Genomic DNA, 22,784 nt, shown 5'->3' on the forward strand with positions numbered 1-22,784 from the left:
GCTTATGTATTCAACAAGCAGTCCTATCCCGTTGGTGTCTCGCTTTCGAAGACATCAACAAAAGCAGGAGTGGAGAACAGGTACGATGCGATGAATTCGGATCAGAAAGACAGCCGTTCTACTCCTGTGGGAAAGGCCTTCTACAATGGGGGGCCAGATCAGTTGAAGCAGGTTGTTCTTGAGGCATATCGAACGATTTTTGGCATAGACGACCTGGAAGAAAGCGTTAATTTCTTCTCGGTCGGGGGAGATTCCCTCAAAGCCGTCAGCCTGTCTGCATACATCCGCTCTTATACGGGGATTCAATCCGAGGTTGCAGATGTTTTCAATCACTCTACGCCTGTTCAATTGGCGGAGCATCTGTATGCCATGGCAAAACCTGAAACCAATCAACAGACGATTCCCGCTGCGCCCCATATGGACGCATACCCAATCTCTTCTGCCCAGATGCGGATGTTTACTCAAGCTATGCTTGATCCGGGCAATACGGCTTATAATTTGCCATCTGCAACCATCATTGAAGGTGATTTGGATCGCCGAAAGGTTGAAGCAGCTTTGGATAAGCTGGTGCAGTATCATGAAGTCCTTAGAACGTCGTTTGAGATACGGGGGGATCAGATCGTTCAGATCGTCCATCCATCGGTCAGCCTGGATATAGGTTATGCCCGGCAGGAATTGGAAAACGAACAAGAGGTGGCTTCGTACATCCAGTCACTGATTCGTCCGTTTGATCTGGGGCAGGCTCCACTTATGCGTGTTGAGCTGATTAAGATTGACGAACGGAAGCATCTTTTGTTCTTTGATATCCATCATATTATCGCGGACGGCACATCTGTCGAGATCATAACTCGAGATTTTAATACATTGTACTTTGGCGGAGAACATGTAGTCCGTTTGCAATACAAAGATTACGCGGTATGGCAGCAGCAACGTCTCGCTTCACACGGTTACGATTCGCATCGGGCATTCTGGCTGGAACATCTTGGCCCTTCTGTGCCAGTTCTGCAGCTTCCGCTCGATCATGATCGTCCTTCACAGCGATCCCTGAAAGGGGAACGTCTCCATTTCACGTTGAGTCCTTCGTTGACAGAGCATTTGCACAAGCTGGCTTCATCCTCGGAAGCTTCCATGTACATGGTGATGCTGAGTGTGTGGAATCTGCTTCTCGCGCAGCGCACTGGTCAGCAGGACATTGTGGTAGGAACACCTGTTGCGGGCAGGCTGCAAGAGGAATGCAGAGAGACGGTAGGCATGTTCGTAAATATGATTGCGATGCGCAACTTTCCGGCACGTGAGCGCGTGTATGCTGACTTTCTGCGCGAACTCAAGCAGCATACACTGGATGCCTTTGCGCATCAGGAGTATCCATTTAATGAACTTGTCGCGCAGTTGGGCTTAAAGAGAGAACGGAATCGAAATTCGATGTTTGATGTTTGTTTTGATTATCAGAACATGGAGCAGCATGGACTTGAGCTTGACGGCTTGCAATTCAATTCTTTCCCGGTGGAGACGGGCACGTCTATCTACGATCTGCTGCTGACCTGTCAGGAAAACAGGGAGAAGCAAGTCATTGAAGGATATCTTGAATTCTCGCTGGATTTGTTCAACCGGACGACAATCGAAAGGCTGATGCAGGATTTTATCGGCTTGTGCGAACAGGTTGTACGTCAGCCGAATTGGTCTTTGGGCGAGTTGTTTGAAAGAAATGCTCTTTCCCAGGAGTACGCAACGCATTTACTCGCTGGTCCGCGTCTGGAAAATGATTACACGCATGGTCTGCACGGTCTGTTTGAAACGCAGGCAGAGCTCACGCCAGACAAAGTAGCTTTACTTGCAGCGTCGGGAGCTGCCCTTACGTACAAGGAACTTAATGAAAAAGCCAATACGCTGGCATGGAAACTGATTGACCGTGGCGTAAGCCGGGATGAACCTGTAGGCATATTATCCAAACGGAATGAAGCGCTGGTGATCATGCTTCTCGCTGTGCAGAAAGCCGGAGCAGCTTACGTTCCTTTGGACCCCGCCTTCCCGCCACAGCGGATTCTGAACATGATGGAAGACAGCCGGATGAACTTGCTGCTATGCACACCTGGCGAAGAGAATGCAGTACCTTTTGACGGAGTACGGATGATCTATGATTCGACAGCCCGTGATGTGCGCTCATCCGTCAATCCGGATGTGAGCGTCCAGTCTTTGGACCTGTCCTGTGTCATCTTCACTTCAGGATCAACCGGGAGGCCCAAAGGAGTGATGGTTACCCATGAGGCGATGGTTAATTTTGTGGAGGACATCAGGCACAGAAGGATTTTTGCACATGAGACAGACCGCATGATCAGCGTAACGACCATCTCTTTTGATATCTTCGGATTTGAAGTGTGGGCCCCTTTATCTACAGGGCATTCGCTATATCTGGCCGATGAGCAGGAGCAGCTTGATCCGGTCCTTGCGTCACATCGAATTCGTGAATATGGCATTACACACATTCTGAGCACGGTATCCCGTATTAAAGCATTCGTTGAAAATCCCGAATTTGCCCAGACGCTGGGGAATCTGAGGTGCGTTCTTACGGGAGGAGAACGTGTTCCGGCGGGGCTGCTCTCTGATTTGAAGCGGCTTACATCGGCCCGAGTCTTTAATATGTATGGGCCAACGGAAACAACAATCTGGTCAACGACCAAACAATTGGATGATGCCTCCAGAATCACGATCGGCAAGCCGATTGCCAATACAGAGATCTATATTCTGAATGATGAGGGAGCGATGCTGCCGCCCGGAAGTTATGGGGAACTGTGCATCGCAGGCAAAGGGTTATCCAGAGGATATCTCAACAATTCAGCCGAGACGAAAGCACGATTCATCGTTAATTCCAACGTATTGGGTGGCCGTTTGTACCGGACAGGCGATCTTGCCCGTATACTGCCGGATGGAGATATTGAGTTACTGGGACGGATTGATCAACAGGTGAAAATCCGCGGTTACCGAATTGAATTGAACGAAATTGAACAGGCAGCGATGAGCCATGCATTCGTAAGGGAGGCTGTCGCAAAAACAGAAGGAACCGAGTCCCATCAGCTGTATTTAATTCTATATTATAGTCTGAAGCCTGAAGCTGCCGGGTTGGAACATAACGTGGATGCTGTGCTTCGGTCATGGCTAAGAGAGCGTCTTCCGCATTACATGATGCCTTCCCGCTTGATTCGACTGGACAAGCTGCCTGTGCTGCCTAACGGCAAACTGAATCGCAATGCTCTTCAACTGGCTGATTATGAGGCGAAACATACGAACAGTCCGGCCTTGACCTACAACTCTTCCAGTCAGGGTACGGAACAGGCGAAAACAGCATTGGAGCAGATGCTCGTCGAGGCCTGGAAGGAAGTACTTAACGTGGATCACGTTGGAGTCCATGATCATTTTTTTGACATCGGCGGCAGCTCTCTTGGACTTATCCTCATAAATAATCGGTTAAATGCGTATCTGGAAAAAAGTGTTCCACTGGTGCAATTGTTCGAGCACTCTTCCATTGCATCACTGGTCGATCATCTAATGTCCGGGCAAGCGTCGTCGCCAGTTTCACAGCCGATGCGAATGGAAAGTGTCCCTGAACTTTCGGCAGAATCTACCGTTAAGGACCTGAATCAGGCAAGCACTCCGGTACCTTACGAGATGAGCAAAGCTGAAACAGAACAAGTGAGACCGAACGCATTGGAGCGGAAAGCATCGGCACAGGAACGGCCGTTTCTTTCAAGGCATACAGCCGAAATGTCAGCATCGTCCGACATAGCTGTTATTGGTATGGCTGGGCACTTCCCTGGCTCAAGAAATATTGATGAGTTCTGGGAAAACCTGATGGCTGGCAAGGAAGGAATCACCCGTTTGACGGAGGAGGAGCTAAAAGATGCAGGGGTCCGGCCTGAGGAGTTTGAACATCCGGATTATGTGAGAGCCAAGGGTGTGCTGCAAGATACCGGTCATTTTGATTGCGAATTCTTTGATTATCCCTATCAGGAATCCAATATGATGGACCCGCAAATACGTTTGCTTCATCAGTGTTCCTGGGAAGCGCTGGAGCATGCCGGGTGCGATCCGTACAGCTATGAGGGTTCCATAGGTTTGTTTGCCGGCAGTGGAATGAGTTTGCCATGGATGGTACAGTTTCTCGGTCGTTCCGGCAATCTATTGCAGGCTTTTGAAGCCATGACTCTGAATGAGAAGGATTATATTACAACCCGGGTTTCTCACAAATTAAATCTCAGAGGTCCCAGCATGGCAGTGCAGACCGCATGCTCAACTTCTTTGGTTGCCATTCATCAGGCAGCAGAGTCTCTGATTCGGGGAGAGTGCGATGTGGCGCTTGCCGGAGGTGTCTCCATCTCCTATCCGCTAAGAGAAGGCTATCTCTGGCATGAAGGCATGATTTATTCAAAAGACGGACACTGCAGACCGTTTGATGAGCAGGCATCAGGTACAGTATCAGGTAACGGATGCGGAATGGTTGTCCTTAAACCGCTCAGTAAAGCGTTGAGAGACGGAGATCATATCTACGGAGTTATTAAAGGCTCGGCAATCAATAATGACGGCCTGGACAAAATCGGATATACGGCACCAAGCGTTGCCGGACAGGTCAAAGTAATTCAAGCGGCTCTTCAACGTTCGGGAGTTGCTCCAAGTGAGATCTCCTACCTGGAGGCACATGGAACAGGCACCAAATTGGGCGATCCGATTGAGATCGAAGCACTCCGACAGTCGTGGGGAACAGAAAACAGAAATTATTGCGCTCTGGGCTCGGTCAAAGCCAATATTGGGCATCTTGACGCGGCAGCAGGTGTTGCAGGGTTTATCAAAACGGTTCTGACGCTTTATCATCGGATGGTTCCGCCTCAGATTCACCTGCAACGGACGAATCCGATGCTGGATCTCGAACATAGTCCTTTCTATATCAACACGGAGGCACAGTCGTTCGAAGACCCGGAGCGGGTTCTGCGCGCAGGGGTCAGTTCGTTTGGAATCGGCGGTACCAATGCTCATGTTATTCTGGAGCAGCCGCCCGTTCGGGAGAACGTTGCAAATTATCAGTCTTTGCAGTTGCTTCCCTTCTCCGCCAAGAGTAAAACTGCGCTGGATCGTACGTATGATTCGGTTTTGCAGGCGATCACTGCGATACCGGAACAGTTGTCCAATGCTGCCTGGACCTTGCAAAAGGGGAGAAGCAGGTTTAATCACCGAAAAGTGATGGTTGCCGTAGACGGTTATATTCCGCCAAGAGATCAGGCCAGCGAGTATGAGACTCAGGCGAGCCTGGCTGGTGGCAAGCCCAAGATTATGTTCTATCTCAGCGGAACCGCAAGTTGGGAAGCACGGAAAATTCGGGAGCTCTACGCTTCCGTGTATCGTAGTCAGCTATCAGAGATTTTCAAACTGCACTTTGAAGAGATACTGCTTCTTTTCGAATCAAGAGAGCAGTATGCGATTCGCCAAGGCATGGGACGACCGCTAACGGATTCCAGACTCGAGCGGATACAGTGCTTTATCGTGCAGTACGCACTGTTCAGGACGGCGATGCAGTTCGGTGTCAAGCCGGATGCTGTTTGCGGGCAAGGTGTGGGTGAGCTTGCTGGACTGGTGATAAGTGGTGCGCTTGAGCCAGCTCATGCCGTTTCTCTTTTATACAGCAAGGAAGAATGGTCAATGCAAGAGGGAGCGTTGTCAGATGCCTTATCAGGAGGGCTGGCGGTTGAAAGCGTAGCGGACCTTGCGTCAACAATTGGACCGTTGCTATCAGGGAACATGCTGTTCCCGCTGCTGAATCGGGATTCTCAGTCAGAGATTGCCGGGAGTGCGCTTTGGATCATGGCTAATCTGCAGCAGGATACGGATCAAAGCGATGAAGCAGTGCTTTCGAGGACTAATGTCATTTCTCTTCTTGAGAATCACCGGAGTTTGCTTGAGGCGGACGTATATTTCATGAAGGCGCTTGGCTCCTGCTGGTGCTCCGGCGTTGAATTGGACTGGGCACAGCTCCACGGAACCGATCAGGGGCAGATCATTCCGTTGCCAACCTATTCCTTTGATCCAATTGCCCATAGTCATGATGTCCCACTGTATCAGCTTGCAGGAATGCCTCAGGCAGCAGTGAGTCAGGCTGCAGAATCATCTTTGTCCGGAAATGCAAAGGTTCAAATGACAGAGAAGGAGATCCGGACCGTTTTGCTGCAATTGTGGCAGGAATTGCTCGGCTGCGATTCAGTCGATCCCGAAGATGATTTCTTCCAGCTTGGGGGTCATTCGTTGAAGGCGATATCTTTGGCGTCAAGACTGAAGGAGATGTTCGGTCTGCACTCCGGATTGGATGATGTGTTTGAACATTCTGTTTTTGTCCAGATGGTCAAATGGATTAGTGAGCACCAGGCCGCGAACGGCTGCAATTCAACGAACTCCATTCCGCCTGCGACCCGGAAGGCCAGATACAAGACGACTTCTGCGCAAAGAAGAATGTACGTGATGCATGAGTGGATGAATGGTGAGAGCACGGCATATAATCTCGCCAGCTTCTACAGGATTAAAGGTGAGTTTGACCCTGTAAGATTCCAGGAGATTATGGATGCGCTGGTTCAGCGGCATGAATCCTTCCGTACCCGGTTTGAAATGATTGAGGGTGAGCTTTTCCAGGTTGTGGAGGATGAGGTTCCAACCATCGTGGAAATGCTGGAAGCGGAAACCATACAGATGGAACATATGCAGGAATGGATACAGCCTTTTGATCTGACCCATGCGCCATTGATTCGTGTTAAGCTCCATCGTCTCTCGGCAGAGGAGCACATCTTGTTTGTCGACATGCATCACATCATTTCCGATCAGAGTTCCCTTGCCATCCTGATGCAGGAATTTGCTCGCATGTACCGGGGAGAAGCATTGGAACCGCTGGATATTCAATATAAGGACTATGCGGAATGGCTTGATGAGCGAGCACTACAGGGAACATCTGCTGAAGACGCAGAATTCTGGAAGCAGCAGTTCTTGGATATGCCGGCACCGCTCGAATTGCTAACGGATTATCCTAGACATGAAGCTCTATCCTACAGAGGAGATAAAATTTCCATAGCATTGGATGAGTTGTTAAATGGTCAGGTCAACGAATTCTGTACAAGACAAGGAATTACCCCGTACATGCTGTTCATGGCAACCCTGAATGTGTTGATCTGGAAGTATACGGCTCAGAATGATCTTGTTGTAGGTACAGCGGTAGCGGGCCGCGAACAACCCGAACTTGGCAGTGTTGTAGGGATGTTTGTCAACATGCTTGCCATCCGCACAAGCATGGACAGAGAACTGTCCATTGGAGAGTATGTGCAAGGGATGCGCGATAAGCTGTTATCCTGTTATGAGCATCAGCAATATCCGTACGAGGCATTGGTGGAACAGCTTGGTTTATTCGGTGACACCAATCGCAATCCGCTTTTCGATGTCGTGCTGAATTACATCAACATGGGAACGGCTGATCCTGAAGCCGGGGAATTGACGCTTGAACCATGGATAGAAGGCCGTGTAGAGGCCAAGTTTGACCAGACCTGGACAGTGGTCGAACATGAGCGGCATTTCACGGTAGAACTGGAATATCGTTCGGAACTGTTCAAAGCGGAATCCATGAAGCTGATGCTGGATAAATTCCGGTATATTTTGTCCCAGATTACGGCAGGTAATGTGGAACGGGTTCGTCAGATCAGCCTCACCACTCCGGAGGAGGAAGATTGGCTGCTATACGGAGTTAATGACAATGCCGTTGAGTATCCGCGGGAGGCCACCATTCCTCAGTTGTTCGAAGAGCAGGTTCGGTTACACGGACAACGGCCTGCTTTGGTTTGGGAAGACACCGAATGGAGTTATGCTGAATTGAATGACCGGGTTCAATGGTTAGCTTCCAGACTGCAGAGTCATGGAGTGAACTCAGGCTCCAGCATTGCTCTGATCCTGGACCGTGGACCGATCCAAATGATCAGCATCCTTGCTACACTCAAGGCAGGCTGCAGCTATGTACCGATTGACCCTGCTTCGCCATCAGCGAGAATCGAGTTTATTTTGCGGGATAGCGGGGCATCCATGCTGTTAACGGAAAAGGAGCATGTTTCTGTCTGGCAGCCAGTGATATCTTGCGTCGTGCCAGCCGATGAACTCGAAGCGTTCGGTTCGGCGTCGATGGCTGAGCCTATGGGAGATGCAGGGGATAAGGGGACAACTGCCTTGGACCCGGCTTATATCATCTATACTTCAGGATCAACGGGAACTCCGAAAGGCACCGTGATGAGTCATCGCAATGTGATCAAAGTGATGAAAAACAGCAATTTTGTCACTGTGATGCCCGAGGATCGTATCCTGCAAGTTTCCAACTATGCATTTGATGGTTCCATTTTTGATATTTTCGCTTCATTAATAAATGGGGCAACGCTTGTATTGATTTCCAAAGAAAGCATCCTGGATATGTCTTGTTTGGCTGATGTCATCCGACAACAGCGGATTACGGTATTTTTCATCACGACCTCGTTGTTCAATCTACTGGTGGATTGGGACGTCGAATGCTTGAAGGATGTGCGCAGAGTCATGTTTGGCGGTGAGGCTGCATCGGTGAGTCATGCCAACAAGGCACTCGCGGCCGTGGGGCCAGGCAGGCTGTTAAACGGGTATGGGCCGACGGAAGCCACCTTTTTCGCCTCCTACCATTTACTAGAACAAATGGAGCCTTATACAGGTTCATTACCTATAGGATATCCATTATCCAACACCGCTTTATATGTTCTGGATGATGATATGAAGCCTGTTCCACCGAATGTTCCTGGCGAACTGTATATCAGTGGGGACGCAGTTGGTATTGGATACCTCAACCGCGAGGACCTTACAAGCAAGCACTTTCTGGACGATCCCTTCCGCAGCGGAGAGCGGATGTACCGCACGGGTGATATCGTCAAACGTCTGGTGGACGGCAGTCTGATGTTTATTGAACGTGCTGATTTTCAAGTCAAGATTAGAGGTTTTCGGATTGAGTTATCGGAGATTGGCAGCTGCATGGAACGCCTTCCGGGGGTCCGGGACGCTTTTGTCATGACAGCCAACGATGATTCGGGAAGTCTTTACGTAACTGCCTATTACACATGTGAACCCCATGCTGTAATTCATGCCGAGGAACTTCGAAGAGAACTTCAACAGCGGTTGCCTGAATATATGGTACCTGCACGAATTCGACGATTGGACCATCTGCCGATCAATGCGAATGGCAAAGTGGACCGAAAAGCCTTGTCGGATCTGCCTGAAGTTCAACAGGTGTCTCAGGGTGAGAACTCACCCAGAACAAGGGTGGAGCGAATTATTCTTGATGCCATGCGTCAGGTATTGGGTAATTCGGCCCTCGATGTGGAGGATCATTTTTTCCAGAACGGGGGGCATTCACTTAAAGCGATTGCATTAACTCAAATTTTGTCAAAAGAAGGAATTGCCATCAGGGTCAACGAATTATTCCAATATCCTACAGTTCGAGGGCTTGCCAATCGGGTACAGCGCAGTCCTCAAGCATCGGTTTTGTCCGAAGATCGCCTGCATATTCAGTCCCCCATTACCATTCCACAGGACATCACACTTCATGAGAATCAACTGGACAGCCTGGTCCTGCATGTCTTAAATAGCTGTAATCAGGTTTCAGCCTTCATGGCGGGCACGGCCACCGTTGGTCGTTTCCCACTGTCCCCAATCCAACAGGCACATGTTTCCACAACTTCACGAGCAAGCGGATTTATAACAACACTTGAAGGCGAGTTGAATGAACAGGTTGTAAAAGCATTGATTCTGAGGGTTGTAGCCCGGCATCAACTGCTGCACAGCATCATATACGAAGAAGATACTCTGAACTGGCATCAGTGTGATTTATCGTTAGCCGCCGATATGCTGCAGCAATTGATCCCGTATCTGGATACGCGCCATTACGCCCAGGCTACCATGAGGCAATTGGAGTATAAACTGGCACAGTCTCTGCTGCACAAGACATATGATCTGAAGGAATTGCCTTGGCGCTTATGCATTTTGCGTACAGGCATCAAGGAGCACAAGCTGCTGTGGAGTTTTGATCATCTGGCGTTTGATGGCATGAGTGCCGAGATTATCAAACAACAGCTGGAGACGGAGGCATTCAATGTACAGCAAGGCGCAGACTTTGAAGTGGGGCCTCCGTACGAAGTATTGGATTATGAGGATTACGTGCGCGTATTGTCTCAAGGGCCTGTGGGCATTTCCGAGAATGAACTGGAGCATCAATTCTCGCTTCAGTCATGGCAAGCATGTAACAGCAACGTTATGAACAAGTTCATGGAAGCAGAGAATCCGCAACCTTCAGCGATTACGGTGAAGTTAACCCGTGCAGTGGAAGCTGCTGCGGAGGACTGGTGGACATGTTTTGAATCCTTTGCCGACATTATTGCAGCTTATCTGGACGTAAGCCAGTTGCCCATTGCTCTGGTTCATTACGGAAGGGAATACGGCGAGGAAACCTATTACAACTATGCGGGTGAATTCCTTGATCTGATCCCGCTGCTTGTGGACCGTGATTTCACTCAGGAGGATTTGGTGAACCGACTGGAACTAGTGAAACGGCATAACATTAATTTTATGGCACTTACACAAGATGCCTCCATTTCAGCAGATCATGCTGTCATTCAGAAACACTTGGGGCCGGCATACAGACAAACCGCAGGTCAGGAAGCGCGAAATTTGATTTTGTTCAATTATCAGGGCTATATCTCCAGTCGAGAGGTGGTCCCGATGTTCGAAGCATCGGACGAACGAGATCTGAAGCCAGCTCTCGCCCAATTCGAGTGGGTCATTCGTTACGATGAAGAGTTTCTTTTTGTTCATCTGGCTTGTCAGGCAGGGCTGGATATCCAACGTCTAAAACAGCTTATTCACGACCAGATGGGCAGCGATGTGAAAGTGGAAGTTCATAATGAGGCAGTGGAGGTGCAGCATGTCCAGTAAATCCATACAACGGGGGCCGGAGCTGATTGTGCCGGAGCATTATTCGACTGTAGCCGAGCTCCTGATGCATATTGCCAAGGTTCATCCAGAGAAGGGAATCACATATATCAGTTCTTCAGGTGACGAACAGTTTGAATCATACCCGGAATTGCTGAATGAGGCGCGCATGTACCTGCAATGTCTTCGTGATCATGGCATCAGACAAGGACAAGTCGTTATTTTGGAAATTGATCAGTCCCAGGAATTTTACCGTACTTTTTGGGCCTGTATGCTTGGGGGGATTGTTGTCGCCCCCGTCAGCCCGCCGGCAGCCTGGGAGCCAGGCTCAGCCGGTTTGGAGAAATTCACTAAAGTGTGGGAGGTACTGGGGCGTCCGGTGGTGATCGTCGAGGAAGCGTATATGCCGAAATATCGGCAGCTTGCGGTCAGCCCGGTATTCGAAGACCTTTCGTTAATCAGCGTGAGCCAGCTCAAAGTAGCCGAGGTACCGGCAGAACCTTGCACAACATCACCTGAGGATATTGTATTTCTGCAGTTCTCATCAGGAAGTACAGGCATTCCCAAAGGGGTTCAGTTGACGAATCACAATATTATCGCGAACAGCATTGCCTGCAAGACGTTCCTTGGATCGGAAGAAGGGGACAATGTGTTTACCTGGTTGCCTCATACGCATGACATGGGGATGTTTGGACAGCACCTTACCCCTATTTTGAGCGGTGCCAACATTATGGTCATGTCTCCCTATACTTTTGTACGATCGCCTTATCTGTTCTTGCGCAAGATTACGGAGCACCAAGGGAAGTGGTTCTGCTGTACCAACTTCGGTTTCGAATGGATGGTTCAAAAGATTCCGGATTCCAAGCTCGCCTCACTTGATCTGTCTTCCCTGCGCATGACGCTGAATGGTGCAGAGCCTATATCCACAGCAGTGATTGAGCGCTTTGTCCAGAAATTCAGCCCTTGCGGCTATCGGCGGGACATGATGTTTCCTGCGTACGGCATGGCCGAAGCTACTGTAGGCGTATGCACTTCCATCCTGGGGGAAGGGGCGCGCATTGAACGAATCTCCCGCACAAAGCTCGTGCAGGAAGGACTTGCTGTTCCAGTCCCGGACACGAATTTCGATCCAACGGATGTAATCGAATTTGTACATGAGGGATATCCCATGACCGGAATTCAAATTCGGATTGCAAATGAGCAGGGGGAAGTGCTGGATGAGCGTGTGGTTGGCGAAATCCAGATTCGCGGAGAATCGGTAACTTCCGGATATTACAGCCTTCCTGACCTGAACCGTGAAATATATGTGGATGGATGGCTTCGGACAGGAGATCTGGGTTTCATGGTTGATAGCTCTCTGGTGGTCAGCGGGCGAATCAAGGACATCGTCTTTATTCGGGGAGAAAATCACTATGCGCATGATCTGGAAGAAATTTTATACCAGAATCGAAGCATCCCGAGAGGCAATCTGACGGTAGTAGGGCATTTTAACAGCCTCAAACAAGTGGAGGAACTGCTTGTATTTGTGAAATACAAATCGGTAGGTCCACCGTTTCTGGATGTGCGTCAGGATTTGATTAACCGGATGAGAGCCGAATTGGGGATTGAAATCACTCATGTTCTTCCGATTAAGGTAATTCCAAAAACGACAAGCGGAAAGGTCCAGCGTTTCATGCTGAGAAACGACTATGAAAGCGGAGCTTTCGACAAAGATATCGAGGTTATCGAAGAACTGATTCTCCAAAAAAGACAAGAACAGCAATCCGAGACACTTGCCCCGGATCCGTTGGAACATCTGGTACGTGAAGCTTGGGCCGAAACACTTCAGTTGCCCGTGGGTCAAATTGCCACGGATATTTCGTTCCTCGCTTTAGGGGGCAACTCCATTCTGTCCTACCAGCTGCTGGACAGGCTGTCTGCGCTTATGGGCCGTGAACTGGGTCAAGAGCTGCTTGTTTTTTGCAGGACTGTACGCGAAATGGTGGATTATCTGCAGGAACTTCCTGCAGAAGCGAAGCCAAGGGAACAGGCCGCGCTTCCAGATAACCATCTGAATGTACATCGAGCCGTTGCGATTACGGGACTAGCCCTGCGTTTACCTGATGCGGATACCCAGGAACAATTTTGGAGCAATCTGGTCCAGGGGCTGGACAGCGTTGAACGAATTAGTGCAGATCGCGCAATGCGCTCAAAGCGACCGGACTGGGATGACTGGATCGGGGCACTCAAGCATCCGGACACCTTTGATCATGAGTTCTTTGAGATTCCATCTGAACAAGCCATATTTATGGACCCGCAGCATCGTAAGCTGCTGGAAGTTTCTTACGAGGCACTTGAAGATGCCGGCATGCTTGTAGATCAGGAGGACAAGCGGAATGTGGGTGTGTATGTAGGCATTAATCCTAGCACGTACTTCGATCTGGTTGTTGACTATATGAATCGAAGCGAGGAGAAGAATGTCCATTCCCACGCTATGGTAGGCAATATGTCCAATATTGCTGCCGCCTCCATCTCTCACCTGTACAATTTTACAGGTCCTGCTCTCTCCATAGATACAGCGTGCTCTTCCTTCCTCGTGGCACTGACGCAAGCTGCTACAGCTATTCAGGAGAAGCGAATCTCCGGTGCAGTTGTAGGGGGAGCAACCATTTTGGCTTCGCCGCATGTGCATCAGTTATCTCGCCGTGCCGGAATCTGTTCTTCCACGAAACATACGAAGGTTTTTGATCGGGAGGCAGATGGCTCAGTAATCGGGGAGGGTGCAGTTGTTGTATATTTGGAGCCGTTAACAGAGGCAGTTCGTGCAAATAAGCATATTTACGGCCTGATTCGCGGGACAGCGGTTAACAACGATGGCTATTCTCTAGGCATCATGGCACCCAATCCTCAGGGGCAATATGAGGTGCTTCGCTCCGCTTATCGTGATGCCAATCTGGACCCAAGCGAGATTTCTTACATTGAAGCACACGGATCCGGTACCAGGATTGGAGATCCAATAGAGGTAAACGCCTTGCTCCGGTTATTTCAGGAAAAAGGTTACGACAATACCACATCCATTGGATTAGGTTCAGTCAAAACCAATATAGGACACTTGTTCGCTGCTTCGAGCGGCGCCAGTCTGGCTAAGGTTCTGCTCAGTATGCAGCATAAGGAATTGGCTCCAAGTCTGCATATGGACAATCCCAATCCGGCCCTGAGGTTGGAACAATCACCTTTCCATATCGTCAGCGAGCATCGGGCATGGGACGTTCCGGAAGGAAAGACCCGCAAGGCGGGCATTAGCTCGTTCGGGCTTGGAGGCACCAACGCCCACATAGTGCTGGAGGAATGGAAAACTTCAGTTCGGGCAGATGGCCCGGCACGCGGGCAGTTATTGACGTTCTCTGCCAAGACGGAGCAGGCCCTGCAGAAGTTGATCCATAATACAAAGCAATATGTGTCGGAACGTGTGTATCTGTCCCCGGCGGATCTGTGTTTTACCCGGAACAGGTACAGGAAGCATTACCGTTATCGTGCGGCAATAATGGTTAGCGCAACCGGGGAGTGGAATCTGGAGGGCATGCAATTTGGTTTCAAGCCAAGAAATCGTGCTTCTCGCGTAACGGTTGTGGTTGGAGGTCGGGAATGTCTTCCAGAAACAGCGACTTCCGCTCATCCAGCGACCAGCCCAGCATCTACAGCCGATCATACCGAATTAGATGCAACCTATTGGGCAAGTGTGATTGAAACGCTCATCCGCCTTGTGCCTTCTATCCAAGAGATTCGCGGGATAAATGCCGGAGAAAAACTGGTTTCCAGGTTGAATATAAATGACGTGCAGAATCACATCGGTCATGGAAGTGAATCGATATCAGTGAACCGCAAGATTGGGCTGGGCCATCTTCAAGACCCATCCAGCAATCCGGCAAGCGCCGACATTGTCATTACGATCGCTTCAGATCAGACAGCCGGGCTGGCAGGCGGAACCGGCAAGGAGAAATGGATTCATTTATCCGGCCGGCCCTCACTTGGTATGGAGGAACAGCTTGCATCCTTGCTGGGACAGCTTTATGTGCTTGGTGCTGCTTTGGATTGGGAACAGTTACACCCTGATGGCTCGGGTCAGGTTGTCCATCTGCCATCGCATCCATTCGAGCCGCATGTCCATTGGGTCAACGTGAATCAGGGAACGGAGGTCATGATATGACAAAAGAAGAAATCGTGCTGTTTATGAAAAGCGAAATCGCTGCCGCACTGAACGAGGAGCCAGAGGATATTGATGAAGAGATGAACTTTTTGAAAATGGGTGTCTCTTCTGTCCAGGCCCTCAAAATTATCAATCGTACGCGTAAACATTTGCAAGTTGATATCAGTCCAGTTGCTTTGTTCGAATACAAAACCATCGCTGAGTTTGCTTCATATCTCAACGAATCACTTCTTCAAGAGGGGGTGGTTGAATGATCGAACTGGACCTGCAGCAAGAGATTATTCATGAGGCTGAGGTATTTGCTGCCCGCGAGATTCGTCCTTACGCTCAGCAGATTCAAGAACAGCAAGCCATCCCTGAATCACTGATTCGGGCCATGGCCAAAAAAGGCTATCTGGCGGCTTCCATACCGACGGAATATGGCGGTCTGGGCCTTGAGCCCAAGTATTATGGACTGCTGACGGAAGTGTTTGGCAAGGCTCTCCCGGCCGTTCGCAGTTTATTGACGGTACATACGTCACTCGTTAGTGAAACTCTGGTGCGTTTTGGAACGGAAGAGCAAAAGTCTTCCTGGCTGCCCAAGCTGGTGAATGGGGAATGGATTGGTGCCTTTGGCCTGACTGAGCCGGAAGTTGGCTCGGATGCCAAAAACGTGAAGACAGAATGGCGCGAAGAAGCGGATGGTTATGTTTTGAACGGGACAAAAAAATGGATTACGTTCGGACATTTGGCAGATGTGTTTATCATCATCGCGTCAAAAGAAGGAAGAAGCACTGCTTTTTGGGTGGAACGCCAGTTTGATGGTGTACAGACAAAACCCATTGAAGGTGTCATGGTGGGCGGCGAAACCGGTCTGGCTGAGATTGAACTTCATGAAGTGCATGTACCAAAGACCCATGTTATCGGACGTCTGAATGAAGGGTTCGAATACGTTGTGACTGGAGCGCTCGACCAGGGCAGATACAGCATCGCTTGGGCAGGATTGGCGATTGCACAGGAAGCGCTCGATTCCATGGTGACCTATTCGCGCAAGCGGAAGCAGTTTGACCAGAAACTCCATCACTTTCAACTGATTCGCGGCATGATTGGAGATGCGGTAACCAAAGTTCATGCGGCAAGGGCGTTATGTCTTCGGGCAGCAGAGCTGAGAGAAGCTAAAGACCCGCAGGCTGTCATGGAAACAACCATTGCCAAATATTTTACTTCCAAGATTGCCGTTGAAGTGGCAAGCGATGCACTCCAGGTACATGGTGCGAACGGAATCAGCAATGAGTATCCGGTATCCAGGCTGTACAAGGAAGCGAAGATTCTTGAAATTATTGAAGGATCTTCCCAGATGCAGCAGGAGATGATCTCGCATTTCGGCTTAAAAGTATATTACAAGCGCGGCGGTGTGGTATGACAGTCTGTGCTTTATTCCCCGGGCAGGGCAGTCAGTATATCGGTATGTGCAGTGATTTGCTGAACAACGAGCCGGAGGCAAATCACATTTTCGCCGAAGCGAGCGAGGCTCTCGGTTATGATCTGAGAACGCTGATTATGGAAGGGACACTCGATCAACTCACAGCCTCCGTGCATGCTCAGCCTGCCGTGGTGACGGCAAGCTACGTTCTCTTCGACTCATTCGTTCGCCAGACAGGAATCTTTCCGGATTACGCGATCGGCCACAGCTTGGGAGAGATATCGGCTTTGGTAGCAGCGGGAGCGATGCAGTTTACCGATGCGGTTCGGTTTACAGCACAAAGAGGCGAATTAATGCACCGCGCAATTCAGGAACAAAAAGGCCGAGCCGGACTTGTGGTGGATATAGCCCAGGCAGAGCTTGAGGAAATGGTAGAGAGCATACGTCAAACGGAATATGTGACCATTTCAGGCTACAATTCGCCGAGGCAATTCGTCGTTGCGGGTACCGCCAACGGGCTTCGGTTGCTGGACGATAAAATGGATCACACTGGCGGAGAATTCATTCCTTTCCGCATGATGCCAATGAAAGCAGACGCACCTTATCACAGCGAGTTGATGCAGTTTATTCAGCCTGAGCTCGAAGAGATGCTTGCCGGAATTGCTTTTAACCCACCTCGATTTTCCATATGCTCCACCGTACAGGGGGAACTGTTTCAGGGGGCCGGGGACATTCCCAAGCTGCTCAGTCAGCAGTTGTTACGGCCGATTCGCTGGAATCAGGCATTGACGCGTGTGCATGAATTGGGGGCAACGGTATGGGTTGATGTGGGTCCGGGGGAGAGCATTAGGAACATGCTGGCTGAGAATACAGCACTGCCTGTTGCCTATTCGCTAGATAATCTGCAAGATCGATCCAGATTGGTCCAGTTGCATGAAACAATCACTCAGAGCAATAAAGGAGGCGCAGCGGGATGATTACAGACATGTCTGATTATAACCAGCGGGTAAAGCAACGGCTGCCCGGAGGCGTGCATTATAATTTTCACCTTCCTTGGGAAGAAACGCCTCTCCACTTTACCCATGCTTCCCGAAGCAGAGTCACGGACATGAATGGTAACGAGTATCTGGACCTGTACGCCCGGTTCGGTGCTCTTATCGTAGGTCATGGCAACGAGGAGTATAACGAGTGCCTGAAGGATACCATTGATCGCGTTCTTTCCGTGAGTCATTGCGATCTGGATGCAGAGGCTCTGGAATTAATCCATCAATATGTGCCTTCGGCGGAGATGATTCGTTTCGGGTTATCAGGTACGGAGATTGTTCAGAATGCACTTCGGCTTGCGCGTGCCTGGACAGGCAAAAATCGCTTCGTACGCTTTGAAGGCCACTATCATGGCAATGCGGATAATATTATGGGCGGCAAGACCGCCCGAACAGGCTTGCCGGTTCCTTCCGACTATCCTGGCGACATGAAAGGAACGAAAGGGAGGGCGAGGGATGCCATGGAATCCCAGTCCTATCTGTTGCCATGGAATGATGCTGATCGTTTGGAGGAGCTGTTCCACCAGCAAGGAGATGATATTGCGGCAGTCATTATGGAGCCCGTCTGCGTAAATGGAGGCGGAGTGATGCCTGCTCCGGGTTATCTGCAAAAAGTGAGACAGTTATGTGACGATCATCAGGTCGTTCTCATTTTCGATGAAATTATTACCGGATTCCGCATGGGACTGGGCGGGGCACAACAGCTGTTCGGTGTTACGCCAGATCTGACGACACTTGGCAAAGCCATCGCCGGCGGCGGCGTTCCTGTATCCGCATTGGTCGGAAGGGCGGACATCATGAAGCTGCTCGTTGACAAAAAAGTGATCCATGCCGGAACGTTCAATGGGTATCCACTGGGAACCGCTGCCGTAAAGGCCACGCTGGAGATGCTTGGCCGCAATGGGGGACAGGCGATGGACAGCATGAATCGCCATGCCGAGATGATTCATGACGTGCTCCGCCGGGAAGCAGCGAAGGCCGGACTTCCTCTAATTGTTCAGGGGCCTCCGGGCTGTGCCTCTTATCATTGCTGCACAGAGCCGCTTAACGATACGGCTGAATATACCTTTGAATTAATGTCTTTTGATATTTTGTTAAACAGCAAGCTTGCCGAGCACGGTATTCTGGTATCTACGCTCTCGCGAATGTATCCGAATATCATGTTGGACATGAAGGACGTTGCGTGGTTCAGTGAGCGTGTTCCTGCCGCACTTGCGGAGATGAAAGAGCTTTATGACGAACTGATCTGATGATAGCTCAACAGGGAGAGTGGTTAGGTTTGCATAATCGACTCATTGCAATTATTGGCGCAGGGGTTATGGGATGCGCTACGGCACTGGATGTTGCGAGGGCTGGCTACCGGGTGATTCTGCAGGATATCACGGAAACGGCGATAGCCCAGGCACCTGAAGCGATACGCCATGAATACCGTTCGGCTTGTTTCTTGAAACGAGGGTACGGTGACGTTCCCCTGAGCCTGATTATGGAACGAATTTCGTTCCAGACAGAGGATGACGGTGTTGAAGAAGCTCATATCATTATCGAGAATGTGACAGAGAATCTGGAGTCGAAAAAGGAAGTCTATGAACGCTTGAGCCGCAAGGCCCGTTCGGATGTGATATATGCATTGAATACGAGCTGTATTTCCGTTACGAAGCTCGCTTCGTTTTTACCTGACCCCGGCCGAGCGATTGGGGTGCATCTGATGAATCCGGTCCCCGTTAAATCGATGGTGGAGGTGATTAAGGGTCACCATACAACGCAGGATACAGAGCTTGAAATGGTAGCATTCCTGGAGAGTCTTGGGAAGAGCCCGGTTGTTATAGAGGATTTGCCCGGATTTGTCTCCAATCGTCTTTCCCATTTGTTGATGAACGAAGCAGCGTACATTGTGCAGGACGGCATTGCTACGCCCGAGCAGGTGGATGCCATTATGAAGAAAGGTTTCAACTATCAGATGGGTCCTCTAGAGACCGCCGATCTGATTGGTCTGGATACGGTCGTGCATTCACTTAAAGTATTGTACGACAGTTATCAGGATCCGAAATTCCGATGCTGTCCGATGCTGCAGAAAATGGTGGATGCCGGACAATGGGGGCGTAAGACTGGTCAGGGATTCTATGCCTATTAAGATGAAGGAGGGCATGTCCATGGAACGGATCAAGGATATCAAATGTATCGTTTGGGATCTGGATCACACGATCTGGGATGGTGTTTTGCTTGAATCCGGGGATGTTCAACTGAGGGCAGGCATAAAGGAGGTGATTGAAAAACTCGACCAACGAGGTATTTTGCATTCTGTCGCCAGTAAAAATGATGCAGGGCTGGCTTGGGCAAAGCTTGTTGAACTGGGCATTGCCGACTATTTTCTGTATCCCGAAATCCATTGGGACGCAAAGTCTGTTTCCGTTCAGCGCATTCAGCAGAACATCAATATCGGCATGGATGCGATTTTGTTTGTGGATGATCAGCCCTTTGAGCTGGAGGAAGTGCAAAGCGTACATCCAGACATTCATGTGCTTCATGCAGATCAATGCGAGGTCTTGCTTGATGATCCAAGGCTTATGCCTCGATTCATTACAGCCGATTCTGCGCGCAGAAGGCAAATGTATCAGGCTGATACGCTCCGCAAGCAGGCTGAGGAACAGTATGAAGGGCCGTCCGAACAATTTTTGGCCAGTCTTGGCATGAAGTTTGTCATCTATGAAGCCGCCGAAGAGGACCTGCAACGAGCTGAGGAACTCACGGTTCGCACCAATCAGCTAAATGCCACGGGAATTACCTACAGTTATGAGGAACTGCATCAATTGATGACCTCGCAGGATCACCTGCTATTGGTGTGTGAACTGGAAGACAAATATGGGACGTATGGGAAAATTGGACTTGCGCTGATCCATATGCAACCGGAAGTATGGAGACTGAACATGCTGCTGATGTCCTGCCGAGTAATGTCAAGAGGGGCAGGCAGTGTGCTTCTCACTTATATTATGCGAGAAGCCAAGAAGCAGGGTAAACGGATGCTTGCTGATTTCAAAGATACCGGAAGAAACCGGATGATGAATATCAGTTATCGTTTTGCGGGATTTCAGCAGCAATCCATAGATGAGGAAGGAAAAGTATTGTTTTATCATGATTTGCAGCAAGCTGTGGAGTTTCCGGATTACATTGAAGTTTGTGTGCCTGAAAGGCAACATCAATAACAGGGGGGAAGGGCAGTGGATTATCGTCAGGAAATTCGGGAATTCATCGGAAATAACCTTACTATGGATCATGAGGACACTCCAATTCACGATGATGACAATTACTTTGAGCTGAGGTTCGTCAATTCACTCTTTGCCATGCGTTTGGTCGACTTTGTGGAACGGAGATTCCAGATTGAAATCGGGAATGAGGATCTGGACTTGGCCAATTTCTGCACCATCAACCGTCTGCAGGATCTGATTGAGAGAAAGCTGACTGCGAAGGAGGAGGCAATATGATTTCAGCGAATCAGGCATCCATCCGTCCAGTCACGAGTCCGGCAACCAGTCCATCCAACAAATACATGTATCTGTTTTTGGGGATTTCCTTCGGTACATGTTATGGCATCGCAAGCTTGTTCATGTTCTTTGCCGATTTCATTGTGCCGATCACAGGTGAATTAACCCTCATGCATCCGCTCGCAATCATTGCCCTGTACTCACCTTCCATTGCCGGATTAATTACATGTTATTTGATGGGAGGCAAGGAAGCATTAAAAGGGATGTTTATGAGGTTGGTTCCGCGCAAAAAAGACCTGTTCTGGATTCCGCTCATTATAGGCATTTCAATTGTGTTCGCTTCGACCATGCATTTTGGTTCCTTGTTGTTCGGCATACCCGTTCCTGAGCTGACATATAGTGTACCGGAAATGATCTGGCTGGGTATTCTGAATCTGTTCAAGGAGACGGGACTCATCGGCGGCTTGTTCGGCTGGATCGGTTTTTTGCTCCCCTTTTTGCAAGGCAAGTTAAAAAATAACGTCACAAGTGGTCTGCTTACAGGTCTGTTGTTTGGATTATGGGTGCTTCCGGGATACCTGATTTCTTCTTTTGGCACCTCAACCACCTACATATACTATGTTGTTCAACTTATGGCGTTTATCGTTTTCCAGAGCTACATTTTCAATGCAACCAGAGGTACGCTTCTGTTCTATCTGCTGGCATTCTGGCTTGTAGCTACAGGAAGCCAAATAGACCTGTACTACTTTAATCCGCAAGTTCAAATTATGCAATTTTTCTTTTTTGTAATATCGGCCGTTATCATCCATGTTGTCTTTAAGCGTAAAAAAGTGGATGCCCCGCTTCAGACATTTCCTGCTTATGTTCTGGACACGAAGTAGGCGGGCGGTGGTGAATAAGTGATGGAAACGATGTATCTGGAACAGTTGCAAACCGGTAAGGGGAACAGACAACTCGTCTGTTTTCCTTACCTTGGTGGTCACTCACAGAGCTTTCAGCCCCTTGTGGGTCAACTGCCGGACACGGAAATTTGGGCGTTTACACCTCCCGGCCATGGTTTGAACACCCAGCCTCCCCTGGAGCATATGCGGGAACTGGTGGAACTGTATACCAGCCAGATCCTGAATGTGATCGGGCCGGGAAGTACGTTGTTTGGGCATAGTCTTGGAGGAATTACTGCCTACTTTGTTGCACAACGCTTATATCAGGAAATTCCGGATGTGGCGCAAACGCTGCAGCTTGTACTTTCAGCCTGCAATACGCCAGCCGAATGCGGGATGCAGAACTACGATCAGATGTCTGATGAGAGTCTGATTGACCATCTGTTCTCCTATGAAGGGTTACCGCAAGAACTGATGCATGAAAAAGAACTGTTGTATTATTTCCTGCCCGTAATTCGGGCTGATTTCAGACTGCTTGAGTCGGCAGCAAGCCTTGAGCATCAGCCGTTATCAATGCCGGTGTTGTATCTGTGGGGGGAGCGAGATCGCACGGTTTCCCTTCAATCAGCGCTGAAATGGGGCCGATATTTTGAACCACCAATGAAACTTCAGGCCATCAGAGAGGGTAGTCATATGTTCATGATGCATCAACCTTCAACGGTGGCGCATGTTCTGGCAAGCTTTATGACTCCAGATGAATAGGAACAACTTGTAGATGAGAGGAGC

Annotated in this window: 10 protein-coding genes and 1 pseudogene; all 11 read left to right on the forward strand. The window is 49.6% G+C overall.

Annotation, left to right across the window (positions count from 1 at the left end; all coding sequences use genetic code 11):
• Positions 1-183 precede the first annotated feature (183 nt).
• Positions 184-11,010, forward strand: a pseudogene (locus tag RSX24_RS32315) (amino acid adenylation domain-containing protein); the annotation flags it as partial.
• Complete coding sequence (locus RSX24_RS08755) at positions 11,000-15,193, forward strand: beta-ketoacyl synthase N-terminal-like domain-containing protein (RefSeq protein WP_343260314.1); 4,194 nt, start codon at positions 11,000-11,002, stop codon at positions 15,191-15,193. The pseudogene RSX24_RS32315 and the gene RSX24_RS08755, both read left to right, overlap by 11 nt.
• Complete coding sequence (locus RSX24_RS08760; RefSeq protein ID WP_343260315.1) at positions 15,190-15,447, forward strand: phosphopantetheine-binding protein; 258 nt, start codon at positions 15,190-15,192, stop codon at positions 15,445-15,447. Before RSX24_RS08755 ends, RSX24_RS08760 begins: the two co-directional genes overlap by 4 nt.
• Positions 15,444-16,595, forward strand: coding sequence for an acyl-CoA dehydrogenase family protein (locus RSX24_RS08765; RefSeq protein WP_343260316.1), 1,152 nt, complete (start codon positions 15,444-15,446; stop codon positions 16,593-16,595). Before RSX24_RS08760 ends, RSX24_RS08765 begins: the two co-directional genes overlap by 4 nt.
• Positions 16,592-17,572: an ACP S-malonyltransferase gene (locus tag RSX24_RS08770; RefSeq protein WP_343260317.1), complete on the forward strand. Its 981-nt coding sequence runs from the start codon at positions 16,592-16,594 to the stop codon at positions 17,570-17,572. Before RSX24_RS08765 ends, RSX24_RS08770 begins: the two co-directional genes overlap by 4 nt.
• A complete protein-coding gene (locus RSX24_RS08775) occupies positions 17,569-18,888 on the forward strand; it encodes an aspartate aminotransferase family protein (RefSeq protein WP_343260318.1) in 1,320 nt (439 codons plus the stop codon). Before RSX24_RS08770 ends, RSX24_RS08775 begins: the two co-directional genes overlap by 4 nt.
• A 29-nt stretch (positions 18,889-18,917) precedes the next feature.
• A complete protein-coding gene (locus RSX24_RS08780; protein ID WP_343260319.1) occupies positions 18,918-19,769 on the forward strand; it encodes a 3-hydroxyacyl-CoA dehydrogenase family protein in 852 nt (283 codons plus the stop codon).
• Between the two features lie 19 nt (positions 19,770-19,788).
• A complete protein-coding gene (locus RSX24_RS08785) occupies positions 19,789-20,838 on the forward strand; it encodes an HAD-IIIC family phosphatase (RefSeq protein ID WP_343260320.1) in 1,050 nt (349 codons plus the stop codon).
• Positions 20,839-20,853: 15 nt separating this feature from the next.
• Entirely contained in the window at positions 20,854-21,117 is a 264-nt protein-coding gene (locus RSX24_RS08790; RefSeq protein ID WP_343260321.1) for an acyl carrier protein, read from the forward strand.
• Positions 21,114-21,998: a hypothetical protein gene (locus RSX24_RS08795; protein ID WP_343260322.1), complete on the forward strand. Its 885-nt coding sequence runs from the start codon at positions 21,114-21,116 to the stop codon at positions 21,996-21,998. The genes RSX24_RS08790 and RSX24_RS08795 overlap by 4 nt, the downstream gene beginning before the upstream one ends.
• A 21-nt stretch (positions 21,999-22,019) precedes the next feature.
• On the forward strand, positions 22,020-22,760 hold the full coding sequence (locus RSX24_RS08800; RefSeq protein ID WP_343260506.1) for a thioesterase II family protein: 741 nt from the start codon (positions 22,020-22,022) through the stop codon (positions 22,758-22,760).
• Positions 22,761-22,784: the final 24 nt, after the last annotated feature.

The sequence above is a fragment of the Paenibacillus hubeiensis genome, assembly GCF_032334105.1.
In the GTDB taxonomy this organism is placed as follows: Bacteria; Bacillota; Bacilli; order Paenibacillales; family Paenibacillaceae; genus Paenibacillus; species Paenibacillus hubeiensis.

Bases quoted from the DNA above. Each gene is read 5' to 3' on its own strand.
- RSX24_RS08775 (WP_343260318.1), top strand. From the start codon at position 17,569: ATGATTACAGACATGTCTGATTATAACCAGCGGGTAAAGCAACGGCTG.
- RSX24_RS08800 (WP_343260506.1), top strand. From the start codon at position 22,020: ATGGAAACGATGTATCTGGAACAGTTGCAAACCGGTAAGGGGAACAGA.
- RSX24_RS08755 (WP_343260314.1), top strand. From the start codon at position 11,000: ATGTCCAGTAAATCCATACAACGGGGGCCGGAGCTGATTGTGCCGGAG.
- RSX24_RS08795 (WP_343260322.1), top strand. From the start codon at position 21,114: ATGATTTCAGCGAATCAGGCATCCATCCGTCCAGTCACGAGTCCGGCA.
- RSX24_RS08770 (WP_343260317.1), top strand. From the start codon at position 16,592: ATGACAGTCTGTGCTTTATTCCCCGGGCAGGGCAGTCAGTATATCGGT.
- RSX24_RS08765 (WP_343260316.1), top strand. From the start codon at position 15,444: ATGATCGAACTGGACCTGCAGCAAGAGATTATTCATGAGGCTGAGGTA.
- RSX24_RS08785 (WP_343260320.1), top strand. From the start codon at position 19,789: ATGGAACGGATCAAGGATATCAAATGTATCGTTTGGGATCTGGATCAC.
- RSX24_RS08760 (WP_343260315.1), top strand. From the start codon at position 15,190: ATGACAAAAGAAGAAATCGTGCTGTTTATGAAAAGCGAAATCGCTGCC.